The organism is Sulfitobacter sp. EhC04, assembly GCF_001650875.1.
Taxonomy (GTDB): Bacteria; Pseudomonadota; Alphaproteobacteria; order Rhodobacterales; family Rhodobacteraceae; genus Sulfitobacter.
This window is the reverse complement of record NZ_LXYI01000021.1, coordinates 1-16606: the sequence shown is the minus strand read 5'-3', so window position 1 is coordinate 16606 and position 16606 is coordinate 1. Positions and strand designations below refer to the sequence as shown.

Genomic DNA, 16606 nt, shown 5'->3' with positions numbered 1-16606 from the left:
ATGCCATCCGTCGATCTGAACGCCGATATGGGCGAAAGCTATGGTGCCTGGAAGATGGGCAATGATGCAGCCCTTCTGGATATTGTCACCTCTGCCAATATCGCCTGTGGCGGCCACGCCGGGGATGCCGATGTGATGGCCGCGACCATGCGCATCGCCCACGACAACGGGGTGGGCATCGGCGCGCATCCGGGATTTATGGATATTGCCGGGTTTGGCCGCAACCGCATGTCGGTGCCGCGCGCCACGCTGCAAAACCAGGTCCGCTACCAGGTTGCTGCCAGCGTCGGCATGGCCCGCAGCCTGGGCGCTGAGGTTCGCCACCTCAAACTGCATGGTGCCTTGGCCAACATGGCCTCCGAAGACGTCGATCTCGCCCGCGATTTGTACGAGGCGGCGCTGGGTGTCGCACCCGACCTGATTGTGATGGTGCTCCCCGCCACGGAACAACAGCGCGCGGCAGAGGCTCTCGGCTGCGCCTGGGCCGGAGAGATTTTCGCGGACCGCGCTTACAACGACAATGCCACGCTGGTGGACCGGTCCCTGCCCGGTGCCGTGATCCATGACGCAGCCCTTGCAGGCAAGAGGATGGTCGAAATGGTGCAGGCCGGGGCAATCATTACTGAAAGCGGCAAACATATCCCGACGAGGATCGACACGATCTGCCTGCACGGCGATACTGCCGAGGCCGTTCAGATCGCTACCGCCGTCCGGTCAGAGCTGGAAACCGCAGGCGTAACCCTGGCCCAGTTCAAGGGGCACAAGGGCTAACCGTTTCCGGCGGTGCGGCTGATCCGGTAAATGTTGCCTGCGTCAAGCTGGCCCTCGATCACTGTTTCAGTGCCATCTGCCCAGCGCAGCGACAGTTTTGTCGCGCGGCCAAGGTCGCCCAATCCGAAATGCACGCGCGGCGCGTCGAACGACATGAACCCGCCCCCCATCTGCACCTCGCGCATCTGGGTCAACCCGTTCCCATCTGTCAGGTGAAGCACAGCGCCAATGCCGTCACGGTTGCCCGCCATATCCGCAAGTTCGAACACGATGCCTTGGGTCTGGCTGTTGTTGCGGAATACGGTCAGAGGGCCGTTCACCGGATGGGTCAACAGGTCCAGGTCGCCGTCATTGTCCATGTCGAACTGCGTTGCGGCGGCGGTCATCAGGTAGTCTTCCAGCCCGAAGGGCCCGGAGGCTTCCTTGAAAGTGCCGTTCCCCTGATTGTGGAAAAACAGGTTTGACGGCGAAACCTCGTTCGGCACCCAGGTGCCGTTCACGATGTACACATCCTGCCAGCCATCATTGTCAAAATCGAATATCTTGGTGTCCCAGCTCCAGCCGCCGACATCCAGGCCGACCTCCGATGCCAGATCAGAATAGGCGTTCTCTCCCCAGGACAGCAGCACGTTGGACCGCAGGATCTGCGGATGGGTCAACGCAATCTCTTCCGGCTGTGGCTGGCGCACCGGCATGAAATGCGTGTCGCAATAGGCGCGGGGAATGGTCTGCCCCGCCGGGATCAAGGCGCAGATGCCGGGGTCTTCTTTCTGGATCGCCAGGTCCTTGACCAGCATGGCGCGGCATTCGTCCTTGTAGCGCCCCTCCAGTTCCTGGCACCGGCTGGCATAGGTCGGGTCAAAGTTGTTGCCGGATTTGTACCAGGCCTTGATCTCCATGTTCTTGGTGCAGGTCGCCTTGGCCTGCGGATCGGCGATACCGTCGCAATATTGGTCCAGCGACTGCATCTTGAGCTTTCTGGACACGCCTGACGACCGGCCCGCGATCTGCGCAAGGTAAATTTCCGGTGTGCCGTCGTTGGACAGGTCCGCCGTCTTGACGGCCATGGTTGTCGTGGTCGTATGCGGGATCAATCCCGAGGCGTGGTCGATCATCGACAACCCGCCTTTCCCGTCACCGCGATAGAAATAGTCCGGGATGTCGAAATCGTTTCCAACCACCAGATCGGCGGCCCCGTCGCTGTCAAGATCGGTCCACAGGATGCTCAGCGTCTCGCCCGGCAGTCCCGGAAGATCGGTGAACTGTTTCCCTGAAAGCGCCCCACCATCGTTCCATATCACCCGGTTGCGCGATTCCTCTCCGGGAATGCGGCGATACCAGCCAGCGGCCCAGTTCCCGAGGGCGACGTCAAGATCGCCATCGCGGTCCGCGTCGGCAAAGCTGAGCGACAGCGCGAGGATATCGTTGTCCCTTCCCGTTACCTCCCGCAGGGTATTCGGGGCAAACTGCCCCTCGACGTTGCGCCAGATGTAATTGCCCTGCAGGTAGGTGCCAATGAACAGATCAAGCCAGCCGTCGTTGTCGATATCCACCAGGGCTGACTGAAACACGGCCATATCGGCCAGCGGGCCCATGTCGACTTCCTGCCGGGCAAACCCCCCTTGGCCGTCATTCAGGTAAAGATACAACCCCACCTCGGTGGAGGCGATGGCGAGGTCGAGATCGCCGTCACGGTCAATATCCCCGGAGGATACCGACCGGCCTTCCCAGAACGGCGGCCACATATCGCGAAACGAGAACTCGACCGGTTTGTCGATGCCGATCGTGTTCGCCTCCATTCGGGTGAATCCCGTTTCCGCAGGTTCGGATAGCGGTTTCAGCGGCTGGGCCGCCAATGTGATCCGGTCCGCGTCGCCGCTGGTCACCTGCCAGGGATCGGTCCCCGCCGCCTCTGCCGCCATGAAGAGCGGCGCGGTGACGGGTGCGGCGTTACCCTGCAACAGAATGTCCAGGGCGCGTTCCGATTGCCTGTCATAGTAGATCTGCGCACCCAGACCCGCGATGATCCCCAGCACGCCAACCGCTGCAGCCAGCAGCCCGGCAGCCCGCAGACCGATGGCCTGCCAGACGATAAAGAACGAATAGACGGAAAAAGTGCCCAAGGTGAACAGCAGCCCCATCACATATCCATGCGACAGCCCCGCGCTCAGCAGCGCCCCGGTGACCACCACGTCAAAGGCGATCGGCACCGGCAGGAACAACCCGACCAGCGCAATCGCGATCAGGGCCAGCACCGAAAAGGCCAGACCCGTGATCATGTCCTGCGGCAGGAACACGGCGGCCACCGTCCCCAGGAAACCGGCAAGCAGCATCAGGGGGACCGTCAGCTTGATGATGTACCACAGGTTCTGCAGATACTCCTTGGCCACATTGACCACTGCCCCCACCGGGCTGTTGCCCAATCGCTTTCCCGCCATCAGCCCGCCACCGGGTGTCATCGCGCAAACAATCTCGTCCTCGGGCAGTTCAGTCTGCGCCAGGGTGCGGCAGATCAGCGGTACGATGACCAGGATCACCAGCAGGCTCAGCGCGATCTTTGTCACCGCCATGAAGAACGGCAGGATCGAAAACGCCATCGTCAAGACCACGATGTTGAGCGTTGGCGATGCGATCATCGCGGAGAGGGTGGTTTCCGCCCGCAGGCCGGCGGAATACATGCCCTTTGCAATCGGGGCGGCGCAGTTCACACACACACCCAGCGGCGCGCCGATCACCATGCCCATAAATGAATTGGCAAACCCTCCCTTGAAGCTGCGGCGACGCAGGTAGGGGATCATCGTCAGAAAGGCGGCGGCAAACAGGACGCCAAAGGTCATGCCCTTCTTGTTGGTATTGATCCAGTTCAGCGTGGACCAGAAAATCCGTTGTGGCAGGGTCATGTCCGCCGTGATCGGGAACTTGGCCTCGAAGCTCAGCGAATCTTCAAGCTGGATCGCGCCCGACATCATCGCCTTTTCGTCCAGCGCCGGATAGCGTGATCCGGTCCAGAACAGATAGGCAAGAACGGCAACAATCAGAACACTCAGAACAAGTCGCAGCGTGTGGGGGCGTGTCGGCACAGAGATATCTGTCATGGTGAAACTCAATTTTGAAAAATCCAATGCGGGCAGGATACCTCAAACTTGCGAATTGACCAAATCCAATTGAAAAGCCTTCACCTCCCGCCGCAGATCGGCCGGAAATACTGACAGATCATGGGTGCCCGCACGTCCGATGTTGGTTGGCCGCACCAGATCGGCGGGCGGCGTCGCATCGGCCCTACCACCGGACAGCGCCGTGATCGGGTGCCAATAGCGCATCGGGTCGACGCAGAAATCCTCGTATCTGATGACCATGAACCGGCCCGGCATCCGCGCCCGGCCATAGGTCAGCGCGCGCCGGTTCGCAGAGAGCCAATAGCGCAGCTGCCGGACGCGCATCGGCGCATCGGGGTCCGGCGCAACGCCGACGATGTCACCCCAGTGCTGCGCCTGCCAGGTGTTGTCGCTGAAAGCCATATCCAGCCCATCCCGCACGATATGGATGTAACGAAAGTCCGGCAGCAGCTGGTCCAGATAGGGCAGAAAGACATGTGTATTCGGTTCCTTCCATCCCCATGGCCCGCCCCCGGCGACCGGCGATGCCGTGCTTTGCAGCAGGTGCTGGGCCTGTGCGACCCTGGCCCCGCTGTCCCATGTGCCGTCCGGCAGCAGGTCCTGTTGCAGCGCTTCGATCATGGCCCTGTCCGGCCCTGACAATCCTGCGGAAAGGCCCAATGTCATCGCCTGCCGGAACAGCCGGATCGCGGTCACGATCTGCGACACGGGCGGCGGTGTCCGGGTCCAGTCGCGGCGTTTGAACAGGACGGTAAACCACAGGTTATCCAACGGACCGTTCAGATCGTCGCCAATGAACACCCCCGCCTGCCGCAACATCGCGGCAAAAACACGTGTGCCGCTGCCGCCCAGGCCTCCGATGGCCGTGATGGATGCGGGCGGGGCGGTCATTTGAGAAACGGCATCGCTGCGGCGGGCATACCGCCGACATAGATCGGATTTGGCACCGGAACGGGGGCAAAGCGCGTACCACGCAGACGTGTGTATTCTTCGTGAAAGGACTGCAACGGGTGGTTTTTTGGCGGTGCATTGGTCGCGATCCCGCCATGCACCTGATGAAAGACGCCTTCGCCCAGCAGCTTGACCGGAACAACGTCGGGCTGTTGCAGCACCCTATTGCGGAAATCATGGTTGCAGAACCCCCCGCCCGGTGACTGGAACGCCGGATCGAAGCCGCCCAAGTCGAGGAACCTGTCCCGGGAAAGGGCGATCCAGCTGCATTCCACCGGGAAATCGCCAAAGAAACCGGTGTCGGACGAGGGCGCTATCGTGGATATGTCAAACAGGCGATACCCGTCCCCGCGCCAGGCTGCCTGTTCCAGCATGGCGTCTTCGACCGTTTGATTGTACCCCTCCTGCGTCGATTTGGGCTGCACATCCGGCCCCAGATGCCACGACAGCGCACAGACAACGGCCTCCGGAAATGCGGCGAAAGCCGACATCGTGTAATGCAGAATGCCCGGTGTGGCCATGCGCGCACCATCCACGATAATCGCCAGCCCCTCACCCTGCGCCATCTGCGCACCCAGATTGACCGCGCCGACCGGGGATTTGCTGCTTGTTTCGTGGAAGTGATAGTGAAACTGCGGCCCGAAACGGGTCACGTCGGCTTCCTCCAGCGGGGCAGAAGAGCCATTGTCAATCACGATCACTTCGTAATCGTCAGGCTTCACACCGATCTGGTGTGCTAGGCTGAGGGAATACAGCGTGCGCGCCGCCTCGCGCCGCATGTTGTGCATGATCACGACAATCGACAGTTTCATGGGGGAACGTTTCATGGGTGCACTGCATCTCTTGTGGTCAAACGACAGTCCGCCGCCAATGGTAGAAACCCGCCAAAAACGGTGTCTTGGTCTGCCCGAACAGAGCTACCCCATTGAGATTTCGATCTCAATGCGAACCCACGGAAACGCAAACCGCCGCCCCGGAAACGGAGCGGCGATTTGCGTTTTCCCCGGCGCAATGCGCCCTGATCAGTTGGCGCTTTTCAGCGTTTCGACTTCTGCTTTCAGCTCTGAAATCGTCGCCTGCTGCTCAAGCGTATAGAGGGTCAGTTCTTCGACCTTCTCCAGCAGCTTCAGTTGCATGTCCACGACGTTGAAGCGCAGTTCGGAGTTGATCTTGTTCGCCGAAGGGACGCCCGGCAGGTGACCGTTGGCTTCGATGAACGCCTCGACTTCCGCCAGCGGCAAGAGCTTGTAGTCAGGTTCGAACACATAGTCCGGCACGTTCAGCGGTGTGCCGTTCACGATGATTTGGCCCGTAATGATGACCGCATCGGAATTCGCATTGTCACCAATCTTCAGCAGGTTGTTGTCCGCGCCTTCGTCAACCTTGATCGGCGTGTTGCCACCGACAACCCCGATGTTCAGACGACCTGAATCTGCCTGTGCGCGGAATTCCCATGTGCCTGGAGCCGCACCGCTGGTTTCCAGCGCAAAGGACGCATCATTGCCCCCGCCGTTGGCTTCGATCAGAAGGTTCGCAGGACCGCTGGATCGCTTCACGTGCAAAGACGCTTCGGGGCTTGTCCCGGCGCTCATACCCACATTTTCGTTGCCGGCAATATGAATGGACGATGACGCGGCACCGGGTGCGATGCGGAATGGCAATGTGCTCCCGTTGGACGCGTCACGAATGAAAAAGCTGGTCTCGTTGCCGGCCACATCCCATGTCTGCGCCGCAAACCCGCTGGATGTGTCCTGCTCAAGACGCAAAGTGGGCGTGTTGCCAGTCCTGGAATGCAGATCGGTGACCGGCGACGCCGTTCCGAAACCAACCCTGCCAGAGCTGTTTACAAATATAGAGTTCGTGCGCGCACCGGACAGGATGGTGAACGGGGTTCTGCCACTGTCGATTTCATCGACTGAAAACTTGTTGGCGCCCCCGTTCGTGGAATCGTTGAAGGTCAATTGCCAGTCCACAGTCGGGAAAGCGCCAACTGACGTATCCATCGCCTTGATCCGCAGATTGTTTTCCTTGAGCCGGATCGTGTCACTACCGAAGGCCTCGCCGTTGGCGCAATCGAAACCCACGCACAGCGACCGAGTTATGATCACGTCGTCGGCGTGGACGATATCCGCCATCGCCATGCCTGATGTCAGCGCATAGATACCCGCCACCAGCGCGGCGCTACCCTTTATTCTCGATACTGTAATGGACATGTTAATTCCCTTTAATAATATGCGGTCAGCGCCGCGAATTCCCTGTCAGCAATGGTCGGTTGTCAGTTCCGGTCGCTGTACAAGCTGTTCTCGTCGACCGTTGAAAAATTAAAATTTGATAAATCACACCGACCGCGACTGCCTGATCCAAAAAAATAGCAACCAAGGCGCGCCACGCGCAAAGGATATCTCAGAATCGCCGGAATTCGAAGCGTTTTGTTATTCTTTCAGGCGTTTATCAACCATTTCGAAAAAATCGTCCCTCAACATTCTACTTGGGGTAGAATATTGCGGGCTCAGGGAATCACCTTCGCACGGGACTGGGCCTCGTTGATCTGCTCCGCTGTCATCCGCGCGATGTAGCCGTCGCCAATGTTCCGCGCCTCTTCAGCGCCTGCCGCTGCGGCACGCAAAATCCACATCTGTGCCAGAACGAAATCCTGCGGCACCCCTTTGCCCTGAAAATAGAGACTGCCGAGATTGGCCATGGCTGGCGCATAACCGGCTTCGGCAGCCGCACGGAACAGGGCCGCGGCCTGAAATTGATTTTGAAACGGCGCGTCAGGCGATTGCAACAAGACCCACCCCAGTTGGAACATGCCAACCGGGTCCCCGGCGATCGCCCGCGACTGCACGTCTTGCAGCACCTCCTCTGACAGTTCCAGCGGCTTGAGCCGCGCATCATAGATCAGCGTCGACTGCTGTCCTGCATCGGGCTCGGCCTGCCGTCCCCCGGCGCGGTAAAGCTCTTTTGCGCGCTCTTCATCAAGCTCCACGCCATAGCCGTTTTCGTAAAGCACCCCCAGATTGGTCATTGCGGTTGCCAGCCCCAATTCGACGGCGGCGGCAAAATACTCTGCCGCACGGGCATAGTCCTGCGGCACACCGGTGCCACGCACGTAAAGAAGCCCGAGATTGTTCAACGCACGCGCATTTCCCTGCGCTGCGGGGCCCTCGTATAGCTCAAGCGCACGGAGATAGTCCTGCTCGACCCCGCGCCCCTCCTGGTAGAGAACACCAAGGCTGACAGAGGCGTCGCCAAGACCGGCATCGGCAGCCTGCTGATAAAGCTGTGCCACCCGGCTCATATCGCCCTCCGCGACCTCCAATGCGCGCCCCAGATCAAAGACATTCTGCGGATCACCCGATGCCGCGGCATCCTCGAACAGACGCAACGCCTCCTCGACATCCTTGTCGCCGCCCAGCCCCTCGAACCGGTAGCGCGCCAATTGATTGCTGGCACCTGCGTGCCCTTGCGCCGCAGCAAGCGCGAACCACTTCGCCGCCTCTGAATAATCCTGCGATGTGCCTTCGCCCAGGTGGTAACGCAGACCTAGCGCGAACTGCGCATCGGCTTGTCCCCGCTCCGCCTGCGTCTGCAGTTCAGGCAGCGATATGTCGGCCAGGGATTGCGCCCAGACTGACCCCGCTGCAAATACAAATGCCGAGGCAAGGACCGCGTGAAAAATCGAACGGAACGCCATCAGTCGCGCGCTGTCGATGTGGTGCCATCGGGGTCGGATGTCCTGACCACCTGGTCCGTCTGCGGGGCCCGCGCCCGCGCCGTATCGAAATACGCGCGCGCATCGGCCTGTGCCTTGGCAATCTGATCCGGTGTCATCAGGTCACCAACAACCGCCCTTGTCTCTACCGCTTCCGGGTGTCCGCTGGCCGCCGCGATGTTCAGCCACTTGTGCGCCGCGACATAATCCAGATCGACCCCGTCGCCGGTTACATAGAGATTGCCCAGACGGAACTGCGCCGGAACGCTTCCCGCAATCGCAGCGCGTTCAATCAGATCGACACCTTCGGCCTTCTTGTCTTCCTTTTGCAGATAGAATTCTCCCAGGTTGACCTGCGCAATGCGCACCCCGGCATCCGCTTGCTGCAAGAGCCAGGCTTCCGCCTGTTCATCGGCGTTCTGTAGCAAGTCGATCATGACCCATGGGACCGCCTCATGCGGCGACATCAAACCCTCAAGCTGGCCGGCCTTGGCCAGTTGCGAAATCGCCAGTGCGCCACCCGGCTCACCCTGCTGCGCCGCCTTGTGATAAAGCGCCACAGCCTTTGCCATGTCCTGCGCAGTACCGTTGCCGCTTGCATAAAGCTGCGCAAGGGCAAAGGTGGATCGGCCCAGTTCCTGGTCCGACGCCTGTTCGAACCACCTGAACGCCTTGTCATAATCCTGCGGCAGCAGACCACCACTGACATAACCGATGCCGAGGTTGTGCATCGCAGACCGGTCGCCAGCCTCTGCGGCAGCCTCAAGCCAGCGCAAAGCCTCAGCCGCGTTTGGTGTCACACCATCTGCCCCGGCGAGATATTTCGTACCCAATTCGCGCTGCGCCTGCGGTTGTCCGTTCTCGGCGGCGCGGCGAAACCAGTCCAGCGCGGCCTTCTTGTCCATTGGCACCCCGCCGCCATTGTCCAGCGCATTGGCCAGAAAGTACTGCGCTTCTGGCAAGCCCTCTCCGGCAGCTTCTTCCAACCAGCGCAATGCCTCCTGCGGATTCTGCTCGGTGCCGTGCCCTTGGGAGTAGGCCTTGCTCAGCTCATATTGCGCCCGCATGTTCCCGTTTTCGCCCGCCGCTAGAAACCAGTCAAAGGCGCGGCTCAGATCCTGCTCCACCCCTTTGCCGGATTGCAACAGCAGCCCGAGGTAATATTGCGCCTCGGCATCGCCGCGCGTCGCGGCATTCGACAAAAGCGATGCGGCGCGCTCCGCGTTCTGCTCCTCCTTGCTGCTGAGCAAGACCCGCGCCAGCAGCGTGGCGGCAGGCGCATTGTTCTGCGCGACCGCTTTCTCAAGCCAGCCAACAGCACCCCGCACATCGCGGGGCCCGCCCGTGCCTTCCAGCAATACCCGCCCGTACCGGTATTGCGCGAGGGCAGAACCCTCCTGCTCGGCCAGGGCTTTGAGCCCTCTGCGGACAAAGACGAAATCGCCACGCTGCCAGGCCTGTTCGACCTCTTCCATGGTCGCGGGGGCCGCAGCCTCTTCTGTCGCGCTGCCGGAAGTGGCGCTGCTGTCCTGCGCGGCCAGTGGCAGGCCCAATCCCGTACAAACAAGTGTCACGGAAAGAAGGCGGATTGCGGAATTCTGAAATGAAATCATGTGCTCGCTCGGATAAGGGACAGGTGCCGCAGCAATGGTCCTGCGGGCGGAGTTTCTAAATGCACCGCGACCATACCCGGCGCATAGATGAAGTCAATTCACCACGCCACGGGCACCAGTTGCGGTCCGATCAGCCAGAGGATCGCCGCAGCCCCGCACAGGGCGGCACCAAATGGCAGCGGGCGGTCGCCAGCAAGCGACTGCCTGTTCATCACCCTCTGAACCAACGCGACCGCCAATGCCGCAATCGCCGCAAGCAGGACCAGAAGCGGCAGATCGTATGGCCCGGAGAAGGCACCGAGCCCCACCATCAGCTTGACGTCCCCCAGCCCCAGCCCTTCGCGCCGCCGCAGCACCCAATAGCCCCAGCGCAGGGCAGCGAAACTGCCCGCGCCCAGCGCCGCCCCCAAAGCGGCCTGTTCCAGCCCCGCACCCTGCGGTGTCAGCGCCATGGCAAAAGCGACCAGCGCCAGCGCTGCCGTCAGCGGATCGAACAGCCGCAACCACAGCACGTCGGCTGTCGCCAGCGCGGCAAGCACCCACAAGAAGGCCGCAGACAAGACAACCGTCATGATTCCGCCGCCCTGCAGAACCGCCAGAATGCCAGCACCAAGACAGATCAGTTCGAGATAGAACAGCCAGGAAGGTATTGCGGCACCGCATCTGCTGCACCGGCCTCTCTGAAGCAAAAACGACAGGATCGGGACCATCTGCCAAGCCGTCAGTGCGGTGCCGCAACTGCGACATCCCGAGGGACGCACCACGGTATCCTCGCCGCGCGGCAGCCGATCCACAAGCACAGCGAGGAACGACCCGATTGCAGGCCCCAGCAGGATCACCAGCAATAGCCATGGCTGCGCCCCCGCCATCTGCTCTGTCATCGGCCCTGTCGTCCCTTCAAATTTTGCAACATCGCATAGACAATCATATCGCCCTCCTCCTATCATGCGCTGAATTGAAAAGGACATATTTGATGAAACGTGCTGCTTCACGCACAAACCCGGGCACGGCAGCGGTGCCAACGGCACGCGATGCGGGTTTTTCGCTGCTGGAACTTATGGTTGTGGTCGTGATCCTGTCGATTCTCGCACTGGTGATTGTCCCCCGCGTCATTGACCGCCCCGATCAGGCCCGTGCCGCGCGTGCGCAATCGGATATCTCTGCGATTTCGGGTGCGGTGAACCTCTACCGTCTGGACAATTTCCGCTATCCGACAACCGAACAGGGCTTGGCCGCGCTGGTGAACCCGCCGACCACCGATCCGCAACCGCCGAACTGGGCAACGAATGGATATATGGAACGGCTGCCGGTTGATCCCTGGGGGCAACCCTATCAATACCTGCAACCGGGAGTTCACGGGGATTTCGACGTGTTCACCTATGGTGCGGATGGGGTGTCAGGCGGCACCGGACCGGATACCGACATTGGGTCATGGAACCAGAACTGAAACCCGACCCTGCGCCTGACCGGGGCTTTACCCTGATCGAATTGCTTGTTGTCATCTCAGTGCTTGCTGTGCTGTCAGTGGGTGCAACCCTGGCGGTGTCCGGGCGCGGCACCGACAGCGCCGCATCGGACCGCGCCTGGTTCGAGACACAGTTTCGCGCTCTTCAGGACCTCGCAATGCAGGGTCGCAACAGCAAGGGGCTGAGCATCACACCAGAAGGCCTCGGCTTTGCGCGCCGAACCGGGGAGGGCTGGGATATCGGCAATCCCGTCCGCCGCTGGCAGGGCGATGTCACAATCGCAAACATGCGGCCAAGGGCGGGACCGGATGAACCCCAGATCGTCCTGTTGGCGAACGGACAGACAACCGCCTTCGACATCCGGTTTTCGGGAAACCGTGGCGCATCGCAAAGCTGCCGAAGCGACGGATGGACGGGGCTGAAATGCGGCGGCCAATGAACAGTGACAGGGGCCTGACCCTGATCGAACTGGCCGTTGCGGTGCTGGTCCTGTCGATTGGCAGCATCGCCGCCCTGCGCGCTGCCGATCAATCGCGGTTGGCTATCGGCGGTGCCGCCGACCGGCTGCTGGCACAGATCGTGGCCCGCAACAGGGCCGAGGAACTGCGCCTGCTCCCGCCCCAAGAACGCGCTGCCCTGCCCACGGAAATCCTTATGGGCGGTCAGACGATAAGCGTGGCCACAACGACCAAGACAACCGCCGCTGGCCTCACAGAGGCAACGGTGACAGCGCGGGCGCAGCGCGGCGGCGGGGCGATATTCGTGATCTACCTTCCGGTGGAGCCCGCATCATGACCTGTCAGCGCCACGATACCGGGATGACCCTGATCGAACTGGTGGTGGCCATGGCGATCTTTGCACTAGTGGCTGTCATGGGGCTTCAGGGGCTCTCCGGCATGCTGCACATTCGCGACCGGCTGACAGAATTGGATGACAACACGTCGGAATTGTCCCGCGCCGTAGCCTTGCTGCGCAACGACCTGACCGCGATCATGCCGATGCGGTTTTTCCCCCCGGACAGCCCATCCGCAGACGCGGTTGGGCAAAGCGCTGATGGGCACCTCTTTTCCCTTTCGATATCGGGACAGCCTGCCTTGGGAGCACAGCGCCTGTCCGATCATCTGCACCGCGCAGAATGGCGGCTGGACCCCGATGAAAACACGCTTTTCCGGCGCGTCTGGACCACGCTGACCCCCGCAGACACACAGGCCCTGCACCCTGAGAACCCGGTTCTGACCGGCATCGAAGACCTGCGCATCCGCAGCTACTGGAGCGGGTTGGGCTGGATCGACGGGCCAACCAATCCGATCCTGCAAGACCGGCCAGCCCCAAGCCCCGAGGACGACGACCGGGTCGGGCCGCCATCGGAAAACTACTCCGACTTCATCCCGCTGGCGATCGAGGTCACTCTGGTCACCGCAACATGGGGCGACATCACCTTGATCGAGACGCTGAAATGACCCGCCAGTCCGGCTTCGTGCTGGTGAACGCGCTGGTGATTGTCGCGGCCCTTGCCGGGGCGGCGGTGTTCCTGCTGACACGGGCCGAAGGCGGGCGCGCGCGCTTGCAAGCCAGCCAGACTGCGGGGCAGCTCACCTATTACCTGGATGCTTTCGACGCGCTGGCGATCACCATGTTGAATGCCGACCTGATGACCAGTAATCATGATCATGCTGATGAAGCCTGGGCAAAAACCGACATCGCCGTTCCGCTGGACCGGGGCCGTGTCGCAGGCCGGATCCTGGATCAGCAGGCGTTGTTCAATCTCAACTGGCTGAATGATCCGGCCTATGACGCGGCGCAGACAGCCTTTGACAAAGTCCTGCAACGGGCCAGCCTGTCGCCCCGCGTCGGTGACCAGATCATGGATTTCATCCAACCGGGCGGGCCGGAGAACAAACGCACCTATGCCGCGCTGACCCCCGCCCGCGACCCGATTGGCGGGGCGTTGCTGATGTTTGATCAGGTTGCCGATATTCCCGGTCTCAGCCCGCAGGAGATCGGGCGTCTGCGCGAAGTGGCCACAGCGCTGCCCGGTGGGCTTCCGGTGAACATCAACACCGCGCCTGTCGAGATGCTTGTGGACCTGTTGCCGGAATTTCCGCCCAATACGTTGTACCAGATCCTGAACACCCGCGACCGGACACCTTTTGTCTCCGTAGATGATTTCGTTGCCGCGCTGGAGGATCGCCTGGGCGAGCAACTGCCGGAAGGGTTCTCGCCAGCGCGCATCTCGGTATCCTCGGAATGGTTTCGGGCAGACACCGCTGCCGAACTGGATGGGCAGCAGGCACGACGCATGACATTGCTGTACCGCCTTGGTCGGCAGAGCGGGACGCTCATCCGCCTGAAGGTCAGCCAATTTGACTGACTTGCGCGCCTGGCCATTGATCAATCCTGACGGACCCTGCATCGTGGCACCGCAGACATTGGCAGGATACGACAGGTGACCGAGGCGGCCACATATGACGCGGGCAAGGACTTTGTCGCGCTGACCAGCGATGGGACCGCCCCTGGTGCCCAGCAGGTCGCGGTTGTGAACGGAGCGGATGTTCCGGTCTTTACCCTGGAGCTGCCGCCGGGCCTACGCGGACAGGCCCGCGAGCAGGTCGCCCGCCGCCAGTTGCAGGACCGCGCCGGGCTGACGGCGGAAACCACAGAAATCCGACCCATCTACCCCCCGAAACAGAGCGAGAAATGGTCGAAGGTCCTGATCGCGGACTCCGCCCTGCTGGCCGAGTGGAAGGCCACCGCTGGTCCCCACTGTCGCGCTGTCTTGCCCGACTACCTGACATTGCCGACCGCATCCGGCATCTGGTCGATGGCCATGCGGAACGACATGCTGATGGTGCGCCTTGGACCCGATGAAGGGTTCACCGCGCAACCTGATCTGGCGATGACCATGCTGAAGATGCAGCTTGATCAGGCCGACACGGTGCGCCCCGGTGCGATATTGAGCCTCGGCACCGCCCCGGAGGGGCTGAAGGCGCTTGCCGATGCCCATAACGTGCCCGTCATCACCTCACCCACCGAAGCCAAAGCGCTGGGGCTGGAAGTGCCCGCAGTTCTGACCCATGGCGAGATTGAATTCGATCTGCGGCGCGACCCCCAGATGGCGCGGACCAAACTGCGCAAACAGGTCCTGCCATGGCGCTGGCCGCTCCTTTTTGCACTGATTGCTGCGGGGCTGTGGTCTGCCGCCCAGATCATCGAAACACGACGGATCGAAGCGCGAACGGCACAACTGAATACCCAGACCCGTGAGTTGGTTCGCGAAAAGTTCATCCCGACGGGCCCGCTGCTGGACATGCGCATTCAGGTCAGCCAGGTGCTGGCAGAGCGCCAGCTGCGCGCGGCGGGCTGGCAGAGCGAAATAACGGCGCTGGACCTTTTTGCCACAGCGGCTGGCGTTCTCAGCACCCGTGGCGTGGAAACCGATCAGGTCAGCACCGTATCGGGAAATGAGGTCGCACTGGACCTGACCATGCCCGATTTCGCCAGCGTCGATCAGCTCGCCGACGATCTGCGTGCGGCGGGCCTGACGGTATCGGTCGTGCAATCGCGTGTCAGCGAAGGCTCCGCCGCCGTGCGCAGCGAAATCCGCCTGCGGGCACCCGAGACGGAGGCGGCGGAATGACTGGGCGGATGATCGACTTTCTGCTGCAGCGATCTGGGCGCGAACGCCTATTGCTGGCCGTGCTTTTTGCTGTCGGCCTGCCCTTGCTTGTGATCTTTGCGGTTCTGCTGCCACTGAAGGACGGCAGGGACAATGCTCTCGCGGCAAATGCCGAAGCCGTTGCGCTGAACATCTGGGTCCAGGATCGTGCCGCCGAATTGGGCCAAATCGTCGAAGGACCGGAAGAAACTGTGGCGGCCCCGATCGGTTCAAGCGCAATAGAGGAAAGTCTGATCGCTGCCGGTCTGCGCCCCTTTGTCAGCGAGTTGGCCGTGGCAGACCGGGGCGTGATCGAATTGCGGTTCGATCAGGTCAAATTCACCGCTTTGGCGGACTGGATGTCAGCCAACAGCCGCAGTTGGGGCTATGACATTTCGTCCTTCCGTTTCGAAGCGCTGGAAGAGTCCGGCAAGGTCAGCGCCAGGCTGGCCCTGACCCCGGCGTCCTGAACCTTACTTCATCCCGCTGAGGCGCGACTGAATGCTGGCCTTGCGACCGGCCATGCTGCCCAACGGGTCCAGATCGGGGTTGGTCTTCAGCACTTCGGTCAGTGCTGCCTCTGCCTGCTCAAGGTAGGACTTTCCGGTTTCCTTATCGCCCTGTGCCAGCGCCTTGAGGCCCAGTTCATGCACTGCCGTGGCCTGCACAGACAGGGCTGCGGCGCGCCCGTCACCGCTTTGCGATTGTGCCAGGCTGCCCGCTTCCTGCGCTGCGGCATCGAAATCGCCCGCGCGGAGATAGCCATGGGAAAGCTCCAGACGGATACGCGGCTCGAACCCGCCTGCATCGGGAACCAGGCGTTTGTAGACGCGGTTCGCCTTGGCAAAATCGCCGCCTTCCAACGCGTTTCGCGCTGTTGAATACTCTGTTTCAAAGGACTTTTGCCCAAGGCTGCCGTTTTCGGCACAGCTTGAGATCAGAAGGGCGCACAGAACAATCGTCCCGGCCCGGGCGTGTGTGTATACCTGCATTTGCCTGCTCTTTATTTATTGGTTTATTAGGTTTACCCTTACCACAGGATGGGATTTACGTCTACAAATCCCGACCCGAACACGCAGGAGCGGTGCAACAATGCGGCTGATAGCTGCGATAATGACACTGATTGCCCTCGCCGCCTCGGGGCTGGCGGGTCAGAGACTGCATGAAACGCTGAACACACCAGCCAATGACGTCACAGGTGCCCAAGTCACAGATGGAGAGGTTGCCGAACCGCAACCGCCCGCCCAGCCACCAAGGCCAAGGCGCTGGCCCGCCGTGTTCGGAGAGCTTCAGCCCCCCGCCCCGTCCGGATGCAATCC

At 61.5% G+C, this 16606-nt stretch carries 17 protein-coding genes; 9 read left to right on the top strand and 8 right to left on the bottom strand.

What is annotated here, in order from left to right; translation table 11 throughout:
* The gene (locus A8B82_RS10235) at positions 1-771 is read left to right on the top strand and encodes a LamB/YcsF family protein (protein WP_067291665.1); all 771 of its coding nucleotides are present in this window, start codon (positions 1-3) and stop codon (positions 769-771) included.
* Here A8B82_RS10235 and A8B82_RS10230 read toward each other — a convergent pair.
* From A8B82_RS10230 to A8B82_RS10200, 7 genes are all read right to left on the bottom strand, one after another.
* Positions 768-3866, bottom strand: a complete 3099-nt coding sequence (locus A8B82_RS10230) for an FG-GAP-like repeat-containing protein (protein WP_067291663.1) — start codon at positions 3864-3866, stop codon at positions 768-770. The genes A8B82_RS10235 and A8B82_RS10230 overlap by 4 nt on opposite strands.
* 42 nt (positions 3867-3908) lie before the next feature.
* Positions 3909-4778 (bottom strand): sulfotransferase, encoded by an 870-nt coding sequence (locus A8B82_RS10225; RefSeq protein WP_067291661.1) that lies wholly within the window; start codon positions 4776-4778, stop codon positions 3909-3911.
* Positions 4775-5665 (bottom strand): glycosyltransferase family 2 protein, encoded by an 891-nt coding sequence (locus tag A8B82_RS10220; RefSeq protein ID WP_067291658.1) that lies wholly within the window; start codon positions 5663-5665, stop codon positions 4775-4777. The genes A8B82_RS10225 and A8B82_RS10220 overlap by 4 nt, the downstream gene beginning before the upstream one ends.
* Positions 5666-5860: 195 nt before the next feature.
* Positions 5861-7051 carry a hypothetical protein gene (locus tag A8B82_RS10215; protein WP_138069737.1) on the bottom strand — a complete coding sequence of 397 codons (1191 nt, stop codon included), beginning with the start codon at positions 7049-7051 and terminating at the stop codon, positions 5861-5863.
* A gap of 296 nt (positions 7052-7347) precedes the next feature.
* Positions 7348-8535: a tetratricopeptide repeat protein gene (locus A8B82_RS10210; protein WP_067291652.1), complete on the bottom strand. Its 1188-nt coding sequence runs from the start codon at positions 8533-8535 to the stop codon at positions 7348-7350.
* Complete coding sequence (locus A8B82_RS10205; RefSeq protein ID WP_082899237.1) at positions 8535-10166, bottom strand: SEL1-like repeat protein; 1632 nt, start codon at positions 10164-10166, stop codon at positions 8535-8537. The genes A8B82_RS10210 and A8B82_RS10205 overlap by 1 nt, the downstream gene beginning before the upstream one ends.
* Before the next feature lie 98 nt (positions 10167-10264).
* Entirely contained in the window at positions 10265-11047 is a 783-nt protein-coding gene (locus tag A8B82_RS10200) for a prepilin peptidase (protein WP_067291648.1), read from the bottom strand.
* A 92-nt stretch (positions 11048-11139) separates the two neighbouring features.
* Between A8B82_RS10200 and gspG the strand changes: the two genes are divergently transcribed.
* The 7 genes from gspG to gspM all read left to right on the top strand — a co-directional run bounded on the left by gspG (position 11140) and on the right by gspM (position 15757).
* Positions 11140-11613 (top strand): type II secretion system major pseudopilin GspG, encoded by a 474-nt coding sequence (gene gspG / locus A8B82_RS10195; protein WP_067291645.1) that lies wholly within the window; start codon positions 11140-11142, stop codon positions 11611-11613.
* On the top strand, positions 11598-12071 hold the full coding sequence (locus A8B82_RS10190; RefSeq protein ID WP_067291643.1) for a type II secretion system protein: 474 nt from the start codon (positions 11598-11600) through the stop codon (positions 12069-12071). Before gspG ends, A8B82_RS10190 begins: the two co-directional genes overlap by 16 nt.
* Positions 12068-12427, top strand: a complete 360-nt coding sequence (locus A8B82_RS10185; protein WP_067291641.1) for a type IV pilus modification PilV family protein — start codon at positions 12068-12070, stop codon at positions 12425-12427. The genes A8B82_RS10190 and A8B82_RS10185 overlap by 4 nt, the downstream gene beginning before the upstream one ends.
* Positions 12424-13092: a type II secretion system protein GspJ gene (locus tag A8B82_RS10180; protein WP_067291638.1), complete on the top strand. Its 669-nt coding sequence runs from the start codon at positions 12424-12426 to the stop codon at positions 13090-13092. Before A8B82_RS10185 ends, A8B82_RS10180 begins: the two co-directional genes overlap by 4 nt.
* Positions 13089-14003: a type II secretion system minor pseudopilin GspK gene (gspK, locus tag A8B82_RS10175; RefSeq protein WP_067291635.1), complete on the top strand. Its 915-nt coding sequence runs from the start codon at positions 13089-13091 to the stop codon at positions 14001-14003. The genes A8B82_RS10180 and gspK overlap by 4 nt, the downstream gene beginning before the upstream one ends.
* 75 nt (positions 14004-14078) lie before the next feature.
* Positions 14079-15269 carry a type II secretion system protein GspL gene (gene gspL / locus A8B82_RS10170; RefSeq protein ID WP_067291634.1) on the top strand — a complete coding sequence of 397 codons (1191 nt, stop codon included), beginning with the start codon at positions 14079-14081 and terminating at the stop codon, positions 15267-15269.
* Positions 15266-15757, top strand: a complete 492-nt coding sequence (gspM, locus tag A8B82_RS10165) for a type II secretion system protein GspM (protein WP_067291631.1) — start codon at positions 15266-15268, stop codon at positions 15755-15757. The genes gspL and gspM overlap by 4 nt, the downstream gene beginning before the upstream one ends.
* A 3-nt stretch (positions 15758-15760) precedes the next feature.
* Here the strand turns inward: gspM and A8B82_RS10160 are convergent, their stop codons facing one another.
* Complete coding sequence (locus tag A8B82_RS10160) at positions 15761-16279, bottom strand: hypothetical protein (protein WP_067291628.1); 519 nt, start codon at positions 16277-16279, stop codon at positions 15761-15763.
* A gap of 121 nt (positions 16280-16400) precedes the next feature.
* Between A8B82_RS10160 and A8B82_RS24515 the strand changes: the two genes are divergently transcribed.
* Positions 16401-16606 (top strand): hypothetical protein (locus tag A8B82_RS24515; protein WP_235604664.1); only part of this gene is annotated, 206 nt, incomplete at its 3' end.

What these genes read in the sequence shown, in the direction of transcription:
- A8B82_RS10235 (WP_067291665.1), top strand. Translation starts at nt 1, where the DNA reads ATGCCATCCGTCGATCTGAACGCCGATATGGGCGAAAGCTATGGTGCC.
- A8B82_RS10230 (WP_067291663.1), bottom strand. Translation starts at nt 3,866, where the DNA reads ATGACAGATATCTCTGTGCCGACACGCCCCCACACGCTGCGACTTGTT.
- A8B82_RS10225 (WP_067291661.1), bottom strand. Translation starts at nt 4,778, where the DNA reads ATGACCGCCCCGCCCGCATCCATCACGGCCATCGGAGGCCTGGGCGGC.
- A8B82_RS10220 (WP_067291658.1), bottom strand. Translation starts at nt 5,665, where the DNA reads ATGAAACGTTCCCCCATGAAACTGTCGATTGTCGTGATCATGCACAAC.
- A8B82_RS10215 (WP_138069737.1), bottom strand. Translation starts at nt 7,051, where the DNA reads ATGTCCATTACAGTATCGAGAATAAAGGGTAGCGCCGCGCTGGTGGCG.
- A8B82_RS10210 (WP_067291652.1), bottom strand. Translation starts at nt 8,535, where the DNA reads ATGGCGTTCCGTTCGATTTTTCACGCGGTCCTTGCCTCGGCATTTGTA.
- A8B82_RS10205 (WP_082899237.1), bottom strand. Translation starts at nt 10,166, where the DNA reads ATGATTTCATTTCAGAATTCCGCAATCCGCCTTCTTTCCGTGACACTT.
- A8B82_RS10200 (WP_067291648.1), bottom strand. Translation starts at nt 11,047, where the DNA reads ATGACAGAGCAGATGGCGGGGGCGCAGCCATGGCTATTGCTGGTGATC.
- gspG (WP_067291645.1), top strand. Translation starts at nt 11,140, where the DNA reads ATGAAACGTGCTGCTTCACGCACAAACCCGGGCACGGCAGCGGTGCCA.
- A8B82_RS10190 (WP_067291643.1), top strand. Translation starts at nt 11,598, where the DNA reads ATGGAACCAGAACTGAAACCCGACCCTGCGCCTGACCGGGGCTTTACC.
- A8B82_RS10185 (WP_067291641.1), top strand. Translation starts at nt 12,068, where the DNA reads ATGAACAGTGACAGGGGCCTGACCCTGATCGAACTGGCCGTTGCGGTG.
- A8B82_RS10180 (WP_067291638.1), top strand. Translation starts at nt 12,424, where the DNA reads ATGACCTGTCAGCGCCACGATACCGGGATGACCCTGATCGAACTGGTG.
- gspK (WP_067291635.1), top strand. Translation starts at nt 13,089, where the DNA reads ATGACCCGCCAGTCCGGCTTCGTGCTGGTGAACGCGCTGGTGATTGTC.
- gspM (WP_067291631.1), top strand. Translation starts at nt 15,266, where the DNA reads ATGACTGGGCGGATGATCGACTTTCTGCTGCAGCGATCTGGGCGCGAA.
- A8B82_RS10160 (WP_067291628.1), bottom strand. Translation starts at nt 16,279, where the DNA reads ATGCAGGTATACACACACGCCCGGGCCGGGACGATTGTTCTGTGCGCC.